The 17,142-nt window shown below is 66.6% G+C and carries 13 protein-coding genes; 5 read left to right on the top strand and 8 right to left on the bottom strand.

Going from position 1 to position 17,142, the window contains the following annotated elements:
* The 4 genes from RSO01_RS27990 to RSO01_RS27975 are packed head-to-tail and all read right to left on the bottom strand — an operon-like array spanning position 1 to position 3,928.
* On the bottom strand, positions 1 to 780 hold the full coding sequence (locus RSO01_RS27990; protein ID WP_147153686.1) for a sulfite exporter TauE/SafE family protein: 780 nt from the start codon (positions 778 to 780) through the stop codon (positions 1 to 3).
* A gap of 18 nt (positions 781 to 798) precedes the next feature.
* Positions 799 to 2,184, bottom strand: coding sequence for a H(+)/Cl(-) exchange transporter ClcA (gene clcA, locus RSO01_RS27985; protein WP_246158873.1), 1,386 nt, complete (start codon positions 2,182 to 2,184; stop codon positions 799 to 801).
* Positions 2,185 to 2,203: 19 nt separating this feature from the next.
* Positions 2,204 to 3,118, bottom strand: coding sequence for a dienelactone hydrolase family protein (locus tag RSO01_RS27980; protein WP_147153684.1), 915 nt, complete (start codon positions 3,116 to 3,118; stop codon positions 2,204 to 2,206).
* Positions 3,119 to 3,160: 42 nt separating this feature from the next.
* Entirely contained in the window at positions 3,161 to 3,928 is a 768-nt protein-coding gene (locus RSO01_RS27975) for an SDR family NAD(P)-dependent oxidoreductase (RefSeq protein ID WP_218037479.1), read from the bottom strand.
* Between the two features lie 65 nt (positions 3,929 to 3,993).
* On the opposite strand from RSO01_RS27975, the gene RSO01_RS27970 reads away from it, so the two are divergent.
* Positions 3,994 to 5,289 (top strand): tetratricopeptide repeat protein, encoded by a 1,296-nt coding sequence (locus tag RSO01_RS27970; protein WP_147153682.1) that lies wholly within the window; start codon positions 3,994 to 3,996, stop codon positions 5,287 to 5,289.
* Here the strand turns inward: RSO01_RS27970 and RSO01_RS27965 are convergent, their stop codons facing one another.
* On the bottom strand, positions 5,290 to 5,583 hold the full coding sequence (locus tag RSO01_RS27965; RefSeq protein ID WP_147153680.1) for a hypothetical protein: 294 nt from the start codon (positions 5,581 to 5,583) through the stop codon (positions 5,290 to 5,292).
* A 160-nt stretch (positions 5,584 to 5,743) separates the two neighbouring features.
* Between RSO01_RS27965 and RSO01_RS27960 the strand changes: the two genes are divergently transcribed.
* Entirely contained in the window at positions 5,744 to 6,718 is a 975-nt protein-coding gene (locus RSO01_RS27960; protein ID WP_246158872.1) for a Bug family tripartite tricarboxylate transporter substrate binding protein, read from the top strand.
* A gap of 11 nt (positions 6,719 to 6,729) precedes the next feature.
* Here RSO01_RS27960 and RSO01_RS27955 read toward each other — a convergent pair whose 3' ends face one another.
* From RSO01_RS27955 to RSO01_RS27945, 3 genes are all read right to left on the bottom strand, one after another.
* Positions 6,730 to 7,014 carry a DUF4242 domain-containing protein gene (locus RSO01_RS27955; protein ID WP_246158870.1) on the bottom strand — a complete coding sequence of 95 codons (285 nt, stop codon included), beginning with the start codon at positions 7,012 to 7,014 and terminating at the stop codon, positions 6,730 to 6,732.
* Positions 7,015 to 7,038: 24 nt separating this feature from the next.
* Positions 7,039 to 8,628, bottom strand: coding sequence for a carboxylesterase/lipase family protein (locus tag RSO01_RS27950; protein WP_147153677.1), 1,590 nt, complete (start codon positions 8,626 to 8,628; stop codon positions 7,039 to 7,041).
* A gap of 113 nt (positions 8,629 to 8,741) precedes the next feature.
* Positions 8,742 to 11,933 carry a WD40/YVTN/BNR-like repeat-containing protein gene (locus tag RSO01_RS27945; protein ID WP_147153675.1) on the bottom strand — a complete coding sequence of 1,064 codons (3,192 nt, stop codon included), beginning with the start codon at positions 11,931 to 11,933 and terminating at the stop codon, positions 8,742 to 8,744.
* A 159-nt stretch (positions 11,934 to 12,092) separates the two neighbouring features.
* Here RSO01_RS27945 and RSO01_RS27940 point away from each other — a divergent pair, with 159 nt between their 5' ends.
* From RSO01_RS27940 to RSO01_RS27930, 3 genes are all read left to right on the top strand, one after another.
* Positions 12,093 to 12,650, top strand: a complete 558-nt coding sequence (locus tag RSO01_RS27940; protein ID WP_147153673.1) for a CYTH domain-containing protein — start codon at positions 12,093 to 12,095, stop codon at positions 12,648 to 12,650.
* Positions 12,647 to 14,020 (top strand): class-II fumarase/aspartase family protein, encoded by a 1,374-nt coding sequence (locus RSO01_RS27935; protein ID WP_147153671.1) that lies wholly within the window; start codon positions 12,647 to 12,649, stop codon positions 14,018 to 14,020. Before RSO01_RS27940 ends, RSO01_RS27935 begins: the two co-directional genes overlap by 4 nt.
* 87 nt (positions 14,021 to 14,107) lie before the next feature.
* A complete protein-coding gene (locus RSO01_RS27930; protein WP_170303405.1) occupies positions 14,108 to 17,116 on the top strand; it encodes an AfsR/SARP family transcriptional regulator in 3,009 nt (1,002 codons plus the stop codon).
* Positions 17,117 to 17,142 lie beyond the last annotated feature (26 nt).

Raw genomic sequence — 17,142 nt, 5'->3', positions numbered from 1 at the left:
TCAGAGCCTGTTGAAGACATAATGCCAGGCGAGCTGCAGCAGCTCGGCCGAGATCGCGACCACCAGCAGCACGAAGACGTAGCGCTTGGCATTGGCTGACAGCGACAGCCGCGCGCCCATCATGCCGCCGGCGATGCTGCCCAGGCTGAGGATGCCGCCCAGGACCCAGTTGATGTCGCCGTGTGCGGCGAACACCACCATGGCGACCAGCGTGACCGGCACCAGGGCGGCCGCGCGCACGGCGTTGGCGCGCGGCAGGTCCAGGCCCACCATCAGGGTCAGGATCAGCAACATGCAGGTGGCACCGCCCAGCACGATGAAGCCGAGCCAAATGCCGGCCAGGAAGAACAGCGCCAGATCGCGCGGCCGCAGCCGGACCTCCGCGGCCTGGGCCTGCTCGATGGCGTTCTTGATGTTCTTGAAGAGCAGCAGGGCGGCGAACAGGACACCGGCCGTCACCACCATGCCCATGTCACGCCGCGGCACGATCTCGGCGAGGCCCGCGCCGATCAGGCTGCCGAGCGTGGTTGGCGCGGCGATGTGGAAGGCGATCTTCCACGGCATCGCCTTGCGCGCGGCAAAGTCGAGCGCGCCCGAGGCGGCGCCGATCAGCACCGGCAGGCGGTTGGTGGCATTGGCGGTCGCGGGATCGAGGCCGAGGAAGATCATGATGGGCAGCGTCACCACCGAGCCCGACGATGCCGCCGTATTGAGGAAACCGCAGGCGAAGCCCGCCGCCAGGGCCAACACCAGATTGATCGGATCGTAGCCCAGCAGCATCTCCTGCCCTTCCCTACCTCAGCGCGTCTCGGAGCGAGGTGGGTCATCGATGCCGACGGGCGAGGACGTTACCGCCGACCGCACTGACGGCATCCGGCCGGCCAGCCGCTCCGAGCGCTCGAACAGCACCTCGTAGATCGGCCGGCCGCCAAGGACCTGGGCGACGACGTGCGCGGTGACGCAGGTCACCATCAGCGGCAGGATCAATTCGAAGGCGCCGGTCAGCTCGACCGCCAGCACGACGCCAACCAGCGGCGCGCGGATGGTCGACGAGAACAACCCGCCCATAGCCGCCACGGCGAACGCCGCGCCGGTCAGCGGCGGCACGGGAAACGACGAGCGCTCCAGCGCCATCTCGACCAGCAGGCCAAAGATCAGGCCGACCGTGGTGGCGAGCGTCAGCATGGGCGAGAAGATGCCGGCCGGCACGCCGACCGGATAGCTCGCCATGGTGCCGACGAAGCGCACGACGGCGATCAACGCCAGCATCTTGAGCGGCAGGTCGGCCACCGGCATTTCGGCGATCAACCTCTCGCCGCCGCTCACCGACATGGGCATGACGAAGGCGAGCGCGCCGATCGCCGCGCCGACGATGACGGCATAGAGGATTGGCACCCGCGCAAACGCCTTGGCGCGCCAATCGAGCGCCATCAGCAGCGTCTTGTTGAAGGCGAGCCCCAGCACACCCAGCGCGGCGCCCAGCACCATGAAGAGCGGCAGCATCACCAGCGGCAGCGCGTCGGTATCGATCCTGAATTGCGGCGCGGTGCCGCCGACCAGCTCCATGCCGAAGGCGCTGGCGGCCGAGGCGACGATCACGGCGACATAGGAGCGGAAGGTGTAGCGGAACTGCCGGCGCGTCTCCTCGATCACGAACAGCACGGCGGCGAGCGGCGCGTTGAAGGCGGAGGCAAGCCCCGCCGCCGCGCCGGCCGCAAGCAGCGCATGGAAATCCAGCTTGTCGAGCCGCAGCCATTCGGCCAGTGCCGCGCCGATCGATGCGCCGATATGGATGGTCGGGCCCTCGCGGCCGCCGACGAGCCCGGCGGAGAGGCTGAGCACGCCACCCACGAACTTGACGGGCAGCACGCGCCGCCAGCGCACCTCGCGAACGCCTTCCATCGCGCCCTCGACCTCCGGTACGCCGCTGCCCGCGGTCTCCGGCGCGATGTAGCGCGTCAGCAGGTAGGCGAGCGTGATGGCAAGGGCCGCAACACCGGCGCCCGCGGCGATGGTGAGCGGACCCGTACCCAGGCGATCCGCCAGCCAGTGAGGCCACTGCAACAGCCGATCGACGGCAAGATGAAAGGCAGCGCCGACGACGCCGGTGGCGAAGCCGCAGCCGCCGGCCATCCAGTAGAACAGACGATTGGTGATCCGGCGGTGGCCGCCGTCGACACTCACGTCAGCAGCCCATTCATCGTCACACGACGTTCTTCTTGAAGAAGGCGACCGTGCGCTCCCACGAGAGCTTGGCCGCCGCCTCCTGGTAGCGCGGCGTCGAGTTGTTGTGGAAGCCGTGCTGCGTGCCCGGATAGATGTACATCTCGTAGGGTACGTTCGCCGCCTTCAAAGCCGTCTCGTAGGCCGGCCACATGGCGTTGATGCGCTCGTCGTTCTCGGCGTACTGGATCATGACCGGCGCCTTGATCGAGGCCACCGACGCGGTATCCGCCGCCGCGCCGTAGTACGGCACCGCCGCTTGCAGGTCGGCGCCCAAGGTCGCCGCCAGGAAGTTCGTGGTGCCGCCGCCCCAGCAGAAGCCGGTGGCGCCGACTTTGCCGTTGGAAAGCTCGTGCGCCTTCAGGTAACGCGCGCTGTTCACCATGTCGGTGCGCAGCTTGCCCTGGTCGAGCTTGGCCTGCAGCGTGCGGCCGTCATCGTCGTTGCCGGGATAGCCGCCGACCGGGAACAGGCCGTCCGGCGCCAGCGCCAGGAAGCCAGCGACGGCGACGCGGCGCGCCACGTCCTCGATGTAGGGATTGAGACCGCGATTTTCGTGGATTACCAGGACGGTCGGGAAAGGCCCGTTGCCCGCCGGCTGCACCAGGTAGCCGCGCATCTGGCCCGAGCTGCCCCCCGGCGACGGATAGTTGACGTAACGCGCCTTGATGCGATCGTCGGTGAAAGAGATGGTCTGCGCCCGCGCATATTGCGGCAGTAGCGCCTGCGCCATCGCCAGCCCGCCGACGGTCACCGCTGCGGCGCGCGACAGGAAGGCACGGCGGTCGATTCGGCCGTGGCAGTACTCGTCGTAAAGGTCGAAGACACGCTGGTCGATCCAGTCCTGCGTCACCGGCGAGAGTTGCGGTCGTTTCAGCTCACGCGTCGTTTCCATAGGCCCCCCTCCTCTTTCCCCGGATAAGCTACCCTGCAACCTCTAGGAGGCCAACCCGATACGGCCGCGGAAGGCGTCGTCGCGCATGGAAGCGTCCTGGCCGATCAGGTCGTCGCTGGCCGTGGTGCAGAGATGGACCAGCCCGCGCACGGCATGCTCGACCGGAGAGAGGTTGGCGCGCGGGATCTGGCTGATCATGTTCATGCCCGAGGCGCGGATCTTGACCTGCATCTCGGTGTCGATCGTACCCGGCGAGAAGCCGAAGACACGGATACCCTTGCCCTTGGTCTCGAGCTCGATCGACCGGGTCAGCATGGCGAGCCCCGCCTTGCCCGCGCAATAGGCGCTCCAGCCTTCCAATGGCCGGTAGGCGGCGCCCGACGAGACGTTGACGATGGTGCCGCCGCCGTTGGCCAGCATGTCCGGCAGCACCGCGCGTATGGCATTGTAGGCGCCGACAAGATTGATCGTGATGTTGTCGGCCCAGGCCTTGGGATCGGAGGTCGCGATCTCCGAGATCGGCTCGATCACGCCGGCGTTGTTGACCAGGATGTCGAGCCCGCCCAGCCGCGCCTTGGTGGCGGCAACGACCTCCTCGACGGCGCCGTAGTCCGACACATCGCATGCAATCGCTTCGGCACGGCCGCCCTTGGCCACGATGTCGCGCGCCACGCCAGCGGCCAGCGCGCCGTCGCGTGCCACCAGCATGACCGCCGCGCCGGTTTCGCCAAGCGCGCGCGCCGCGCCCTCGCCCAGGCCGCGGCTGGCACCGGTGACGAGCGCCACCTTTCCCTTCAATTCACTGGACACGAGACCTCCTGCGCCAAGAAGATCAGAGCAATAACACCCGCATTCAGTCAGGGGAAACTGCCTTCATGCTTGTCGATCGATACGGCCTGCCGCTCAGCACCTCGTCCGCCGCGGCGCGCGACGCCTATATCGCCGGCGTCGACTGCTTGCTGTCGGCGGCACATGGCGACCAGGCGCATCTCGAGCGCGCCGTCGCGAACGATCCTGATTTCGCCCTGGCCCATGCAGCCCTCGCCCGTGCCCGCTTCCTGATGGCCAACATCTCCGGCGCCCGGCAGTCCGCCGCCCGCGCCCGTGAGCTCGCCCCGAAGGTGACACCGCGCGAGCAAAGCCATATCGATGCGCTCTGCCTTGCCATCGAGGGCAACCCGGTTGGGGCGTTCGCCGCCACGCGTGCCCATCTCGCCGAGCATCCGCGCGACGCCATGGTCGCCTCCCCGGCCACCGGCGTGTTCGGCCTGATCGGCTTCAGCGGCCGACAGGGTCGCGAGCCCGAGCAGGTCGAGTTCCTTGACGCGCTGAAACCGCATCTCGCCAACGACTGGTGGTTCCAGGCCGTCTACGCCTTCGCGCTGGAGGAACATGGCCGGCTCGACGAGGCGCTCGAGCTGATCGAGCGCAGCATGGCCACGAACCCGAAGAACGCTCATGGCGCCCACATCAAGGCGCACGTCCTGTACGAAATGGGCGAGGACCGCACTGCCCTTGATTATCTGGACGCCTGGCTGCCGACCTATGAGCGGGAAGGCCTGATGCATTGCCACATCTCGTGGCACGTGGCGCTGTTCGCCCTGATGCTGGGCAATACCGAGCGCGCCTGGCAGGTCTATCAGGCGCAGGTCCATCCCGGCGGCGCCTGGGGCCCGGCGCTGAATGTCGCCACCGACGCCCCGGCCTTCCTGTGGCGCGCCGAGCTCGCGGGCTACGGCCGTAAGCCGGCGCTATGGAACGAAGTCCACGCCTACGGCCAGAAATCCTTTCCCAAGCCCGGCATCGCCTTCGTCGACGTCCATCGCGCGCTGGCCTCGGTCGCCGCAGGCGATCGCGAGGGCATCGCGGCCTACGTGGCCGAGCTCGAGCAGCGCGCCGCCTCCGGCCGCTCGCCCGCGGGCGATGTGGTGCCGCGGCTGGCCAACGGTCTTTCCGCCTATGGCGACGGCGACTGGGCGAAAGCGATCGCCATCCTCGAGCCGGCGCTGGCCGAGACCGTGCGCATCGGCGGCAGCCGCGCCCAGCGCGACCTGATCGAGAACACGCTGCTCGCAGCCTATCTCAAGGCTGGTCGTGAGACCGATGCCCGCAAGTTGCTTGCGGCACACACCGACCGGCGACCGTCGGTGCCGGTGGCCGGGCTCAGCTAGTCAGTCGGGCTGTACTCGGCCCCTGGAATCCACGACGAGCTGGACCTCGGCCGTGCCGATGTAGGCCGTGGCACGCCACGTGCCGTCGGCGGCCTTGATGAGTCCGCTTACCTCTCGGTAGCCGGACGCCTCGATGGCGGCTTTGGCGGCGGTGTCGTCGATGACGGGAGCAACCGCCACGGTCTCGGCAGGAGCGCGCGATAACACTGTCAGCGTCGATTGCGGGGCCGGTGCCAGCACGAACGTCCCAACCAGGACGGCCATGACGATTGCGCTCAAGAGATTCTTCATCATTGGCAGCTCCAATGACCAGACGCAGGGTCTGGCACACTGGCTATCAGCCTCGGCGCCGGGATTCTGTGTGTTTCCGCACACCGCCTTGCTACTGCCTTGATCTGAAAAGGCGTAAGCTTCGCACCGACCGGCGCAAAAAAGCCGGCGATGGGAGGATCCGGTGAAGCTTCGCCGCAGGCAGTTCCAGCAATTGGCGGCGGGCGCGCTCGCGCTGCCCGCTGTCCCGCAAGCCCATGCGCAGGCCTATCCAGCGCAGCCGGTGCGCCTGATGGTGGGCTTCGCTGCCGGCCAGGCGATCGACATCCTGGCGCGCATGATCGGCCAATCGCTGGCCGAGCAGTTCTCCCAGCAGGTGATCGTCGAGAACAAGCCAGGCGCCGGCGGCAACATCGCGGCCGAGCAGGTCGCGCACGCCACGGCGGACGGTTACACGCTGCTGGTGATCGGCGCCAACAACCCGATCAACTCGACGCTCTACGACAAGCTTGGCTTCGATCTGCTGCGCGACTTCGCGCCGGTCGCCGGCATCTACCGCGTCTTCCAGGTCATGGTCGTCAACGCGACCTTCCCGGCCAAGACCGTTCCCGAGTTCATCGCCTACGCCAAGGCCAATCCGGGCAAGATCAATTTCGGCTCGGCCGGTACCGGCTCGGTGGCGCACGTCACCGGCGAGTGGTTCAAGATGACGGCCGGTGTCAGCATGCAGCACGTGCCCTATCGCGGCGCCCCGCTCGCATTGGCCGACCTGATGAGCGGCCAGGTACAGGTCATGTTCGACAACCTGCCGTCGTCGATCGAGCACATCCGGGCAGGCCGCCTGCGCGCACTCGCGGTCTCGACACCGGCGCCGCTGGAGCTGCTACCCGGCATCCCGACGCTCGGCGAATTCCTGGTGGGCTTCGAAACCAGCGCCTTTGCCGGCCTCGGCGCGCCGGCCGGCATGCCACGCGAGATCATCGACAAGCTCAACAAGGGTGTCACCGCCGCCCTGGCCGATCCCAAGATCAAAGCGCGCATTCTCGATCTCGGCGGCGTGCCGATGCCGATGACTCCAGCCGAATTCGGCCGCTTCCTCGCCAACGAGACCGAGAAGTGGGCCAAGGTGATCCGGGCCGCCGATATCAAGCCCGGCTGACGGCTATGCCGTCACGCGGCCTGCTCGGTCGTCGGATCGATCATCTTGCGGACTTCGGTGATCTTGGTCGCCGGGAAGCCGCTCTGCTTGGCGTGCTCCCTGATGATCTCCTCGTCCTTCGCCAGATAGACGCAGAAGGTCTTGTCGGCCGCGACGTAGCTCTCGACCCACTGGATGTCCGGGCCGAGCTTGCGCAGGACGCCGTTGGATTGAGCGGCAGCGCCGCGTAGCTGCTCACGCTCCAGGCTGCCGACCGCGGGAATGTCACGCTCGATGATGAACTTGCGCAGTGCCATGTCGACCTCCGTCAGTTCACTGTTTCAGCCGGCAGCGATCTTACTCCAGAGCGGCCGCACTTCGCCATCCGGGTCGTCGACGACGCGGCATTGGTCATCGAGAAGCATCGTGGCCCGTCGCGCCGCCGTGTAGGCCGGCCAGGCCGGGATCGACTCGTTGCTGGGGTCGCCGTTGCGCGCGAACGTGGCCCATGTCTTCGATACGCGGTCGGCCAGCGCCTGGGATCCGGGCGTGCGATGCCCCTCGCCGATCACATGGAGCGTGTCGAACACGAATGGCACCTCGACGGAATGTGACGACTTCAGCGCTCCACCGAAGGCCGGCGTCTGCCAGTCGAAGCTGTACATCCAGACCGGCGCCTTGCCGCGCGCCGCCTTGCGTTCGGCCAGCAACATCGACCGTACGTGGAAATTCGACATGCTGAGCATGGTGATCAGCCGGTCGCTCGGGCTCGCGGCGGGATCGCGGCGCCTGTAATAGGCGACCAGGTCTGCCGTGGCGGCGCCGGCGACCTTGGCGATGCGATCGGCGAGGCCTTCCTCGGTGATGCGGCGGTTCCATACCTCGTCATCGGGCGCCAGAAAGATCGCCGCTTCGTCCTTGGTGCCGCCGATCATCAGCGGGATGTCGTTCGACAGCGCTGGAGCGCCGGGGTCGAAAGGTTGGCCGGGCAGCACGCTGCCGTCGATCACCGGTCCGAAGTTGTAGCGGTCGAGCAATGGCTGGCGCGGGCGTGGCAGCGTCGCCTGCGCCGGCACGACGGCCTCCTGCAGACGTTCCAGCGGCAGGGCCTGCAGCGCGTCGAGACGGTCGGGTCGCAGTCCGAGATGCTTCAGCACGGCATCGGCCAGGCGTGTCGTCCGTTCGCGCTCGGCAAAGCGCACACTGGCGCCGCTCTGGATGATGGCCTTGTGGAACAGCCCCTTGGCGCGCGGCATGGCGAGCAGCGCACTCACCTTCCCGCCACCGCCGGACTGGCCGAAGATCGTGACGTTGCCGGGATCGCCGCCGAAGCGCTGGGCGTGCTCGCGCACCCACTCCAATGCCGCCACCAGGTCGAGGACGCCGGCATTGCCGGATTGGGCGAAGCGTTCGCCGCCCAGCTGCGACAGGTCGAGATGACCGAAGATGTTGAGGCGGTGATTGACGGCCACGACGACGACATCGTTGCGCCGCGCCAGCCGCGTGCTGTCGTAGCGCGGTGAGTTGGCCGAGCCGTACGAGAAGGCGCCGCCGTGCAGCCAGACCATGACCGGCCGCTTGGCGTTGTCGAGGCCGGGCGTCCAGACATGGAGAGTGAGGCAGTCTTCACCCACCGGCAGGGTATCGACCGGTCCCCACACGGTCGCGAGCTCGGGCCGCTGTTGCGCCGCCGGCGCCTGCGGCGAACGGCCGGCATAGGCCAGCGCGTCACGCACACCAGCCCATGGCGCTGGCTTGCTGGGCCGCATGAAACGGTTGGCGCCGGCCGTCGAGGCACCGTAGGGGATGCCCTTGAAGACGTGCACGCTGTCTGAGGTGGCGCCTCTGACGCGACCGGAGGCGGTCTCGACGACGGGCGAATCGGTGGCGTGAGCGGAGCGCTGCGTCAGGGTATCGACATCACCGGCCATGGCATTCCTCTTAAAGACGACGTCAAACCTCATACTCTTCCGGACTGCGAGCCTCCAGGCTCGCTCATGAGCCTGAGCGAGCCTGGAGGCTCGCGGTCCGGAAGACCAAGAATCTACTCCGCCATCACGTGCTTCACACGCGCCTTCGCCAGCGCGGCGTTGAGCTGCGCGATGTCTTCCTTCACCAGGGCCTCGAACTTGGCGACCTCGCTGTCGACCTTGGCCATGACCTCGCGCGAGACCTCGGTCGTCTGGGTGGTCGGCGGCCGGTCGGCGGTGGTCGCCATGGCGACCATGTCGATCAGCGTGTCGTTGAGGCCCGCCGGGTTGCGCAGCACGTCGCGCACCGACTTGCGATGCGGATCGACCATGACGCTCTCGATGACCGAGAGCTTGCGCACGATCGCCGCCGCGCGGTTCTTCAGCGCACGCTCGCCTTTGCCAAGATGTCCGGTTGCCTCCTCAAGCTGCCGCTTCATCTTGCGCAAGCGGTTGACGGCCTGCTTCAGCTTGGACACCGAGGCGATCAGCTCCCTGTGCAGGGCGAACTGCGCGGCGTACTCCTCGGGCGTCGTCGGCAGGCGCGGATCCTTGACCACCGTGAACTTCGCGGCGTCGCTCTTGTCCTTGCCCTTTTCGCCGACAGTCAGCTCCACGCCATAGGTGCCCGGCACCACCGTCGGTCCTGGCGGATTCTCCGGATCGGGCACCAAGGGCTTGGGCCGCGGCGGCGCCAGGCCGTAATCCAGCCGGGTCGGTCCGGGATATTTCATGTTCCAGACGAACCGGTTCAGGCCGGGCTTGGTATCCGGGCGCTGCGCCGGCGACAGCGACGTGTCATTGCTCGCGCAATCGATAATCTTGCGCCCGCTCGAATCGCGGAAGGTCAGCGTTACCGGTCCGGTGTCCTTCTCGGACAGCCAGTAATAGACGATGGCGCCATTGGGCGGGTTCTCGCCGACATCGAGATGCTCGCGATAGCGCGTGCCATCGGCCCGCTCCACCATCACCGTGCTGCCGTCGATGCCGAAGGCCGGCCCATAGGCGATGCCCGTGCGCACGTTGGCGCCGGCGCTCCAGTGCAGCTTGGTGCGGATGGCCGGGCGCGGCGCGAACAATCGGGTCGACCGGCGCCCGTCGGCCAGGCCGCGCAGCGCCGTCACGTCGTCGAGGATCCAGAACGACCGACCGTGCGTCGCCGCCACCAGGTCACTGTCCTTGAGCTTCATGTCGTAGATCGGCACGTTGGGCAGGCCGCTCATACGCGTCCATGTCGCCCCGTCATCGAGGCTGAAATGGATGCCCGTCTCGGTCCCGACATAGAGCAGGCCGTGGGCGACAGCATCGGCCCGCACGACGCGGCTGATCTCGTCCTTGGGCAGGTTGCCGTTGATCGACTTCCAGCTCTTGCCGCCGTCGGTGCTCTTGAACAGGTGCGGCCGATAGTCGGCGAGCTTGTAGCACGTGGCAGCCACATAGATCGTGTCGGCGTCATGCGGCGAGACTTCGACGCAGCCGACATAGGCAAGCTCCGGCATGCCCTTGGGCGTCACGTCCTTCCAGCTCTTGCCGCCGTCGCAGGTGACATGCACCAGGCCGTCGTCGGTCGAGGCCCAGATCTCGTCGCGGCGATGTGGCGATTCGACGACGCAGGCACAGGTCGCATGGACCTCCGCGCCGGCGCTTTCACGGGTGATCGGGCCGCCCGAGGCGCCCTGGCGCTTGCGGTCGTTCAGGCTGAGGTCGGGCGAGATGCGCTCCCAGTTCATGCCCTCGTCACGGGTGCGGAACACACAGTTACCGCCGGCATAGAGCGTGCCGGGATCGTGCGGCGAGAACACGATGGGGAAGGTCCAGGCGAAGCGGTACTTCAGGTCCTTGGGCGCGATGCCGGTCGACTCCTCCGGCCACACATTGACGAGCTGGATCTGCCGCGTGCGATGGTCGTAGCGCTGCAGTGCGCCGGCGCCGCCCGGGCTCGAGCCAATGGCGCCGACATAGACGATGTTGTGGTCGCGCGGGTCGACGGCGATGAAGCCCGATTCACCGGTACCGGGATAGGAGCAGTCGGCCAGGGTGATGACGCCCCACTCCGAGGCGCTCGGCACCGAGATCGAGGTGTTGTCCTGCTGCGTGCCGTAGACGCGGTAGGGATACTGGTTGTCGACGTCGATGCGATAGAACTGTGCGGTCTTCTGGTTGTAGATCGTCGACCACGAGGCGCCGCCGTTGAACGAGACGTGGGCGCCGCCGTCATTGCCCTCGATCATGCGCGACGGATCCTTGGGATCGATCCAGAGATCGTGATTGTCGCCGTGGCGCGTCGTCACCTCGTTGAAGGTCGCGCCGCCGTCGGTCGACTTCCACATTTGCAGGTTCGTGACGTAGACCGTGTCGCCGTGACCCGGGTCGGCGAAGACATGGGTGTAGTACCAGGGCCGGTGCATCAGGTCGCGGTTGGGCGACACCATGGTCCAGCGCATGCCGAAGTCGTCGGAGCGGTAGAGCCCGGTCTTGTCGCCCTCGGCCTCGATCAGCGCCCAGACGCGGCCCGAGCGTGCCGCCGAGATCGACACGCCGATCTTGCCCAGCATGCCCGTGGGAAGGCCGGGCCAGGTCGAGATCTCTTCCCAGCTGTCGCCGCCGTCGGTGCTGCGGAACAGGCCGCTGCCCGGACCGCCGCTGGAAATGTTCCAGAAGTTGCGCTTCGCCTCCCACATCGAGGCGAACAGCAGGCGCGGGTTGTTCGGATCCATGGTAAGGTCGATCGTGCCCGCGACATCACTGCGGTACAGGATCCGCTCCCAGGTCGCGCCGCCATTCTTGGAGCGATAGACGCCGCGTTCGGTGTTGGGCCCGAAGATGTCGCCCAGCACGGCGACATACACGAGATCGGGATTCTGCGGATGGATGCAGATCCGGCCAATGAACTTGCTGTTCTTCAGGCCGACATGCTGCCAGCTGCGCCCGGCATCCGTCGACTTGTAGATGCCGTCACCGTAAGAGACGTCGAGGCGGATCGCTGTTTCGCCGGTGCCAGCATAGATCACGTTGGGATCGGACGGTGCGACGGCGATCGAGCCGACCGCCGAGCTACCCATGAAGCCGTCGGAGACGCAGCGCCAGAACACGCCGCCATCCTCGGTCTTCCAGATGCCGCCGGCGCAGGCGCCGAAATAGAAGGTCATCTTGTTCACGGGATCGCCCGAGACGGCGACGACGCGACCGCCACGCGAGGGGCCAATGCAGCGCCACTTGAGCGCGTCGAAACCCGGCGACGCGGGCAAGGTCTTTTTCGATGCCATGTGCAGGAGAGCCGATCTCTTTAGGTGATGCCTGACCCGACCGTAGGTCAGGTTCGCAGGGCGACGCAATCGGCTTTGGCGAACGGATGGCTCGAGCCGCTTTGATTTCGGGTTGACATGACGCTTGCCGTTCTCCTCCGAACGAGCACCATAGGGTCGATGGAGATCAACCAGCAGGTCGCTACGGCGCTGGGCTTTCCCAAGCCGGCATTCACGTCGGTCGAGCACGAGCGGCGCTGGTTGTGTCGCAATGTGCCGCGCGAACGGATCGTCCATACCGAAGCGATCGTTGATCTGTACGTCACCGGGTCGCGACTACGGCTGAGGGAGGCCCGACCGATCGGCGGCGGACCAGCCAAGCTGCGGTTCAGCCGCAAGGCTGACGTCGACACGCGGACGCGCCTGATCACGTCGATTTACCTGACCGAGGAGGAGTTTGCGGTACTGGCGGCGTCGCTGCCTGGTGTTCAAATCAGGAAACTCCGCCACAGACTGCAATCCCCGCCGCACGTCGCGTTGCACGTCGACGAGTTTCAAGGCGCGCTCGCAGGACTGATCATGGTCGAAGCCGAGTGCAGTACGGCGGATCTGCTGGCTGCTCTCCCAATGCCCGACTTCGCCGCCCGCGAGGTCACCGATGATCCCCGTTTCACAGGTGGCGACCTCGTCAGGAATGGCCGTCCCAAGGATCTTGAGCAAGGAGCAACGACGGAATGACTGCCACCAGCGATACTCTTCCGACGGCAACCCGTGTTTCCGACCCTGGTATGCGCGCGCTCTACCGGATGGAAAACCGCTGGCAGGCCTGGCTCGATGTCGAGGCCGCCCTCGCCCGCGCTCAAGCCGAGCTCGGCATCATCCCAGCCGAGGCGGCGAAAGCCATTGCCGCCAAGGCAAGGCTCGAGCTGATGGATCGCACGCGCATCGACGAAGGCTTTGCCCGCACCGGCCATACGCTGGTGCCGCTGGTGTGGGAACTCGGCCGCGTCGTCGGCGAGCCGCACGGCGGCTGGGTGCATTGGGGCGCCACCACACAGAACATCACGCAGACCGGTGACCTTCTGGTGTTGCGCCAGGCGCACGCGATCATCCTGCGCCAGATCGGCGAGATCCTGGCCGCAATGGCCGATCTTGCCGAACGCACCGCCGACATGCCGATGGCGGGGCGCACGCACGGCCAGCACGCCGTGCCCGCCACCTTCGGCTACAAGGTCGCCGTCTGGATCGACGAGTTGCTGCGCCATGTCGAGCGCCTGCAGCAGGCAGCCCCTCGCCTGTTCGTCGCCATGCTAGGCGGCGGCGCGGGCACCTTCGCCTCGCTCGGCAAGCAGGGGCCGCCCGTGCAGGCCGGCATCGGCCGCCAGCTCGGCTTCGGCACGATGACGGTGCCGTCGCGTGCGCTGGGCGATCACCTGGCGGAGAACATATGCATCCTCGGCCTGCTCGCTGCGACCTGCGGCAAGATCGGGCGCGAGGTCTACACCCTGATGAAGACCGAGTTCGGCGAGGTCGAGGAGCCGGTGCCGCCGGGCACCGTCGGCAGCTCGACCATGCCGCAGAAGCGCAATCCAAAACTCTGTCAGGATGTCATCGCCGCCGCGGCCGAGGTGCGCAGCCTGGTGCCGCTGGCGCTCGAAGCCATGACCACCGAGCACGAGGCCGACCGCACCACCAGCCTGATGATGGACAGTGCCGAGTCGCGCGCCTGCATTGCCACCGGCGACATGCTGGCCCGGCTGTGTGAGATCATGCGTGGCCTCAGCGTCGATCCCAAGCGCATGCGAGCCAACCTCGATCTCGGCGGCGGATTGATCATGGCCGAAGCCGTGATGCTGGACCTCGGCATCGCGATCGGTCGGCAGCATGCGCACGACGTCGTCTATGACGCCGCGCAAGCGGCCTTCGTCGAAGGCAAATCGTTCTCCGAACTTCTGGCGGCGGACAACCGTTTGACCGCGCACATGGACAAGAACGCGATCACGAAGTTGCTGGATCCGACGGCCTATACCGGCTTGTGCGCCGACATGGCACGCGAAGGCGTCACGCGCGCCAGAGATACCGCCGCGACATTGGTGAAGAGTGTGTAACGATCTTCAATCCTGCTGCCATCATTCCGGCATATCCGCTAGACATTGATGTGCCGCTTGTTGCGGGAAAGAGGCGTCGATCGGTCCATGCGCCCCAGCAAACTGGTAGCACCGCAGATCGGCGGCTTGGTCGCGCGACAACGGCTGTTCCGTGAGATCGAGCAGGCGCCGCCCAAGGGTATTGTCTGGATCGCCGCGCCGCCTGGAGCGGGAAAGACCTCGCTCGCCGCGACCTGGCTCTATTCGGGTCGAAGCGCCGCACGGCACGGCCATGCGCTTTGGTATCGCATCGATGAAACAGATGCCGATCCGGTGATCTTCTTCGAAACGCTGGCACTGGCGGTTGGAGCATCGCCTGACAGGGCGAGCAAGGCATTGCCGAGGCTGACCCCGGACGCGCTGCCGAACGTCAAGGTCTTCGCCCGGAACTGGTTCAAGTCCCTCCTGGGCAACAAGGAGCGTGCGCCCTACCTGTTCGCGTTCGACGACATGCACAGGCTGCCTCCGGACTCGGCAGTCGTGGAAATTCTGGCCATCCTGGCAAGTGCTCTGCTCGCTCAGGACCGCCTGCTGTGCCTGTCTCGCGAAAGCCCTCCCGCGCTCTTGCTTTCCGCCGTACCAGGGAAACGACTCTGCGTTATCAGCGATTTGCGGGTCGAGGCAGGGGAATGGGAGGATTTTGCGCGCGATGTTCCTGGCGTGCACGCAAGCGGCCGCGCGACATTCATTGCCACGGCACAGCGGTCGGGCCGCTGGATCGCCGACCTTGTTGTCAGGCCATCGTCGCACCCCTCGCTCGATGATCTGCGCACTCACCCGGCCCTGGCGCCCAAGCGGCTGTTTGCAGGCTGTAGCGAGGTCGAACGAAGAGCTCTTCTCGAGACGGCCTTTCTTCAGACCGGCGAGGAGAAAGAGTGGCGGACGCTGGGAGGCGAAGGCGCCATCTCCGTTCTCACACAACTCGCCAGCACTTCGGCGCTGGTTGCTCGATTGCTCAATGGGGCACTGCACAAGCACGATCTGCTCTTCGAGTGCCTGCGCACTGCCGCCGAGACGGAGCTGGCGCCGGATGCGCTGTTGCGGGCGCGGCTGAAAACCGGACGGCTGTTGACGGCACGCGGCGAAATGCTCTCCGGTGTCCGCCTGCTGACGCAGGCCGGCGCCGACGACGAGGCCCGCGACCTCATCTTGAGCCAGGCATCCGACATGATCACGGGTGGCAGGAACCAGGAGCTTGTCGAGCTGATCGCCATGCTGTCGGACAGCGCACAACGCGTGCCTCTGGTGCGCGTTTGGCAGGCTACGGGGCGCCTGCCGTTCGAACCGTCAGCCGCACGTGAAGTGTTTCGGGATGTCTGGCGCTCTGCGAATCCGGCCGAACAACCGGTCGAGTTTGCCGTCGCCGTGATGGGAGACATCAATGCAGCCCTGGCCGACTGGTCGATCGATGCCCAGCTCTCATCGAGCATCGATGAGATCGACCGGGCGTTGCCCCTGCTTACGGCACTCCCGGAGGCGATTCATGCTCGATTGGTGATGACCCGGGCTGTCGCGATGCTGCTCGGCTGCCCCATGCATCGCGACGTGCTGAACGCGCAAAAGCATGTCGAGGCGGTCCTGCCCCGGCTACAGGCCGGACGGCAATTGCTGCTCGGCGCCATTTTGGTCAACTATCTCCTGTGGTGGCGAGGCGATCTCGCTGCAGCGCGGCCATACCTGGACAACCTCGCGCCGTTGGCGAGCCGGCCCGATGTGCCGCCGCTTGCCACAATGGCCTGGTACTTCGGAGCGCTGACCATTGCCTACCGCGACGGCAATGACGGCGAGGTGCGAAAGCTGATGCGGGAGGTCGTGGCCTTCGCGCAAAAATGGGGGACGCAGCATCGTCTCGCCAATGCCTACTGGGTGGCGGCGCAAGCCTATGCCGCGGCTGGCGATCGGGCCGAGGCTGCTGTCTGCATCGAGAGCGCTGTGCGGTCTGGCCGCCCGGACGTCGTCGGGGCGCATTTCCTGCGCGCGACGATCGCGCTCGGTGAAGGAAACGCGGATCTCGCGATTGGCGAGGCGACAGCCGCATACGAACGGGCAGGCCGGGTCGGCAACACACAGCAGCGCGGATTGTTGGCCATGCAGCTCGCGATGGCCTTTGCCGTCAAGGGAGACGACAGAGCACGCAAGCACATCGACGAGCTGCGCGAGCTTGCCGCGCGATCCCACAGCGCCATTTTCCAATTGCACGCCGACCTGGCGGAGGCCTGCCATGCCGCCGCGCAGGACCGAATGTCGGCGTTCGTGGCCGCTTGGAACGGCTTGGCACATCTTGCTTGCCAGCTTGGCTTCCGTCGCATCTCGGGTCTCGACGTCGCGCACTTCGGCCATCTCGCCAACCTAGCGCTCCATCGAGGTGCGGAGGTCAGCGTGACGCGCCGCCTCATCGCGCTCTGGGATCTTCCGCCTCCACAACGGAGTATTGTCCACCACGACTGGCCTTATCGGGTCGATATCAGCTGCCTCGGCCGGTTTGCGATCCAGCTGGACGGCCACCGGCTCTCGACGGGTTCGGGCAAGGCGCAGCGCAAGCCGCGCGAACTCCTCTTTCATCTCATTATCGCCAATGGCCGCGATCTCGAGCAGGACTGGCTCGCCGACGAACTGTGGCCGGACGCGGATGGCGATCAGTCGCTCCACAGCCTCACCACGACGATCTACCGCTTGCGCAAGCTGATCGGCGCACAGGCAGTCATTCATGAAGACAGCCATGTCCGCCTGAATCCGCTGCACGTTTCGACCGATCTCGGCCGGCTCCGCGACGCGCTCCGGCTCGTCGGTGACGAGACACTGCCGACGACGGACCGGATGGCGGCGTTCGATCTTGCCTTGCAGCTTCACCAGGGACCGCTTCTGCCGGGGATTGCGATGGCGCCGGTTGTCCTCGAGCGCCAGCGGCAGTCGGCCTTGCTGGCGAGTGAGGGTCTCGGATTCCTGCTGACGCTCGATCCTGCCGATGTGGGGCGTACCCTCCGCCTGAACCGACTTCGCGCTGCGATCGGTGATGCCGCGCTGCCGGACAGCGTCGCACGCCTGTGGCCAATATGATGTGAACGTGAAGATTTCATCTGTGA

The sequence above is a fragment of the Reyranella soli genome (assembly GCF_007992495.1).
GTDB lineage: Bacteria > Pseudomonadota > Alphaproteobacteria > Reyranellales > Reyranellaceae > Reyranella > Reyranella soli.
The sequence above is the reverse complement of the archived record's forward strand: the minus strand, read 5'-3'. Positions and strand labels throughout refer to the sequence as shown.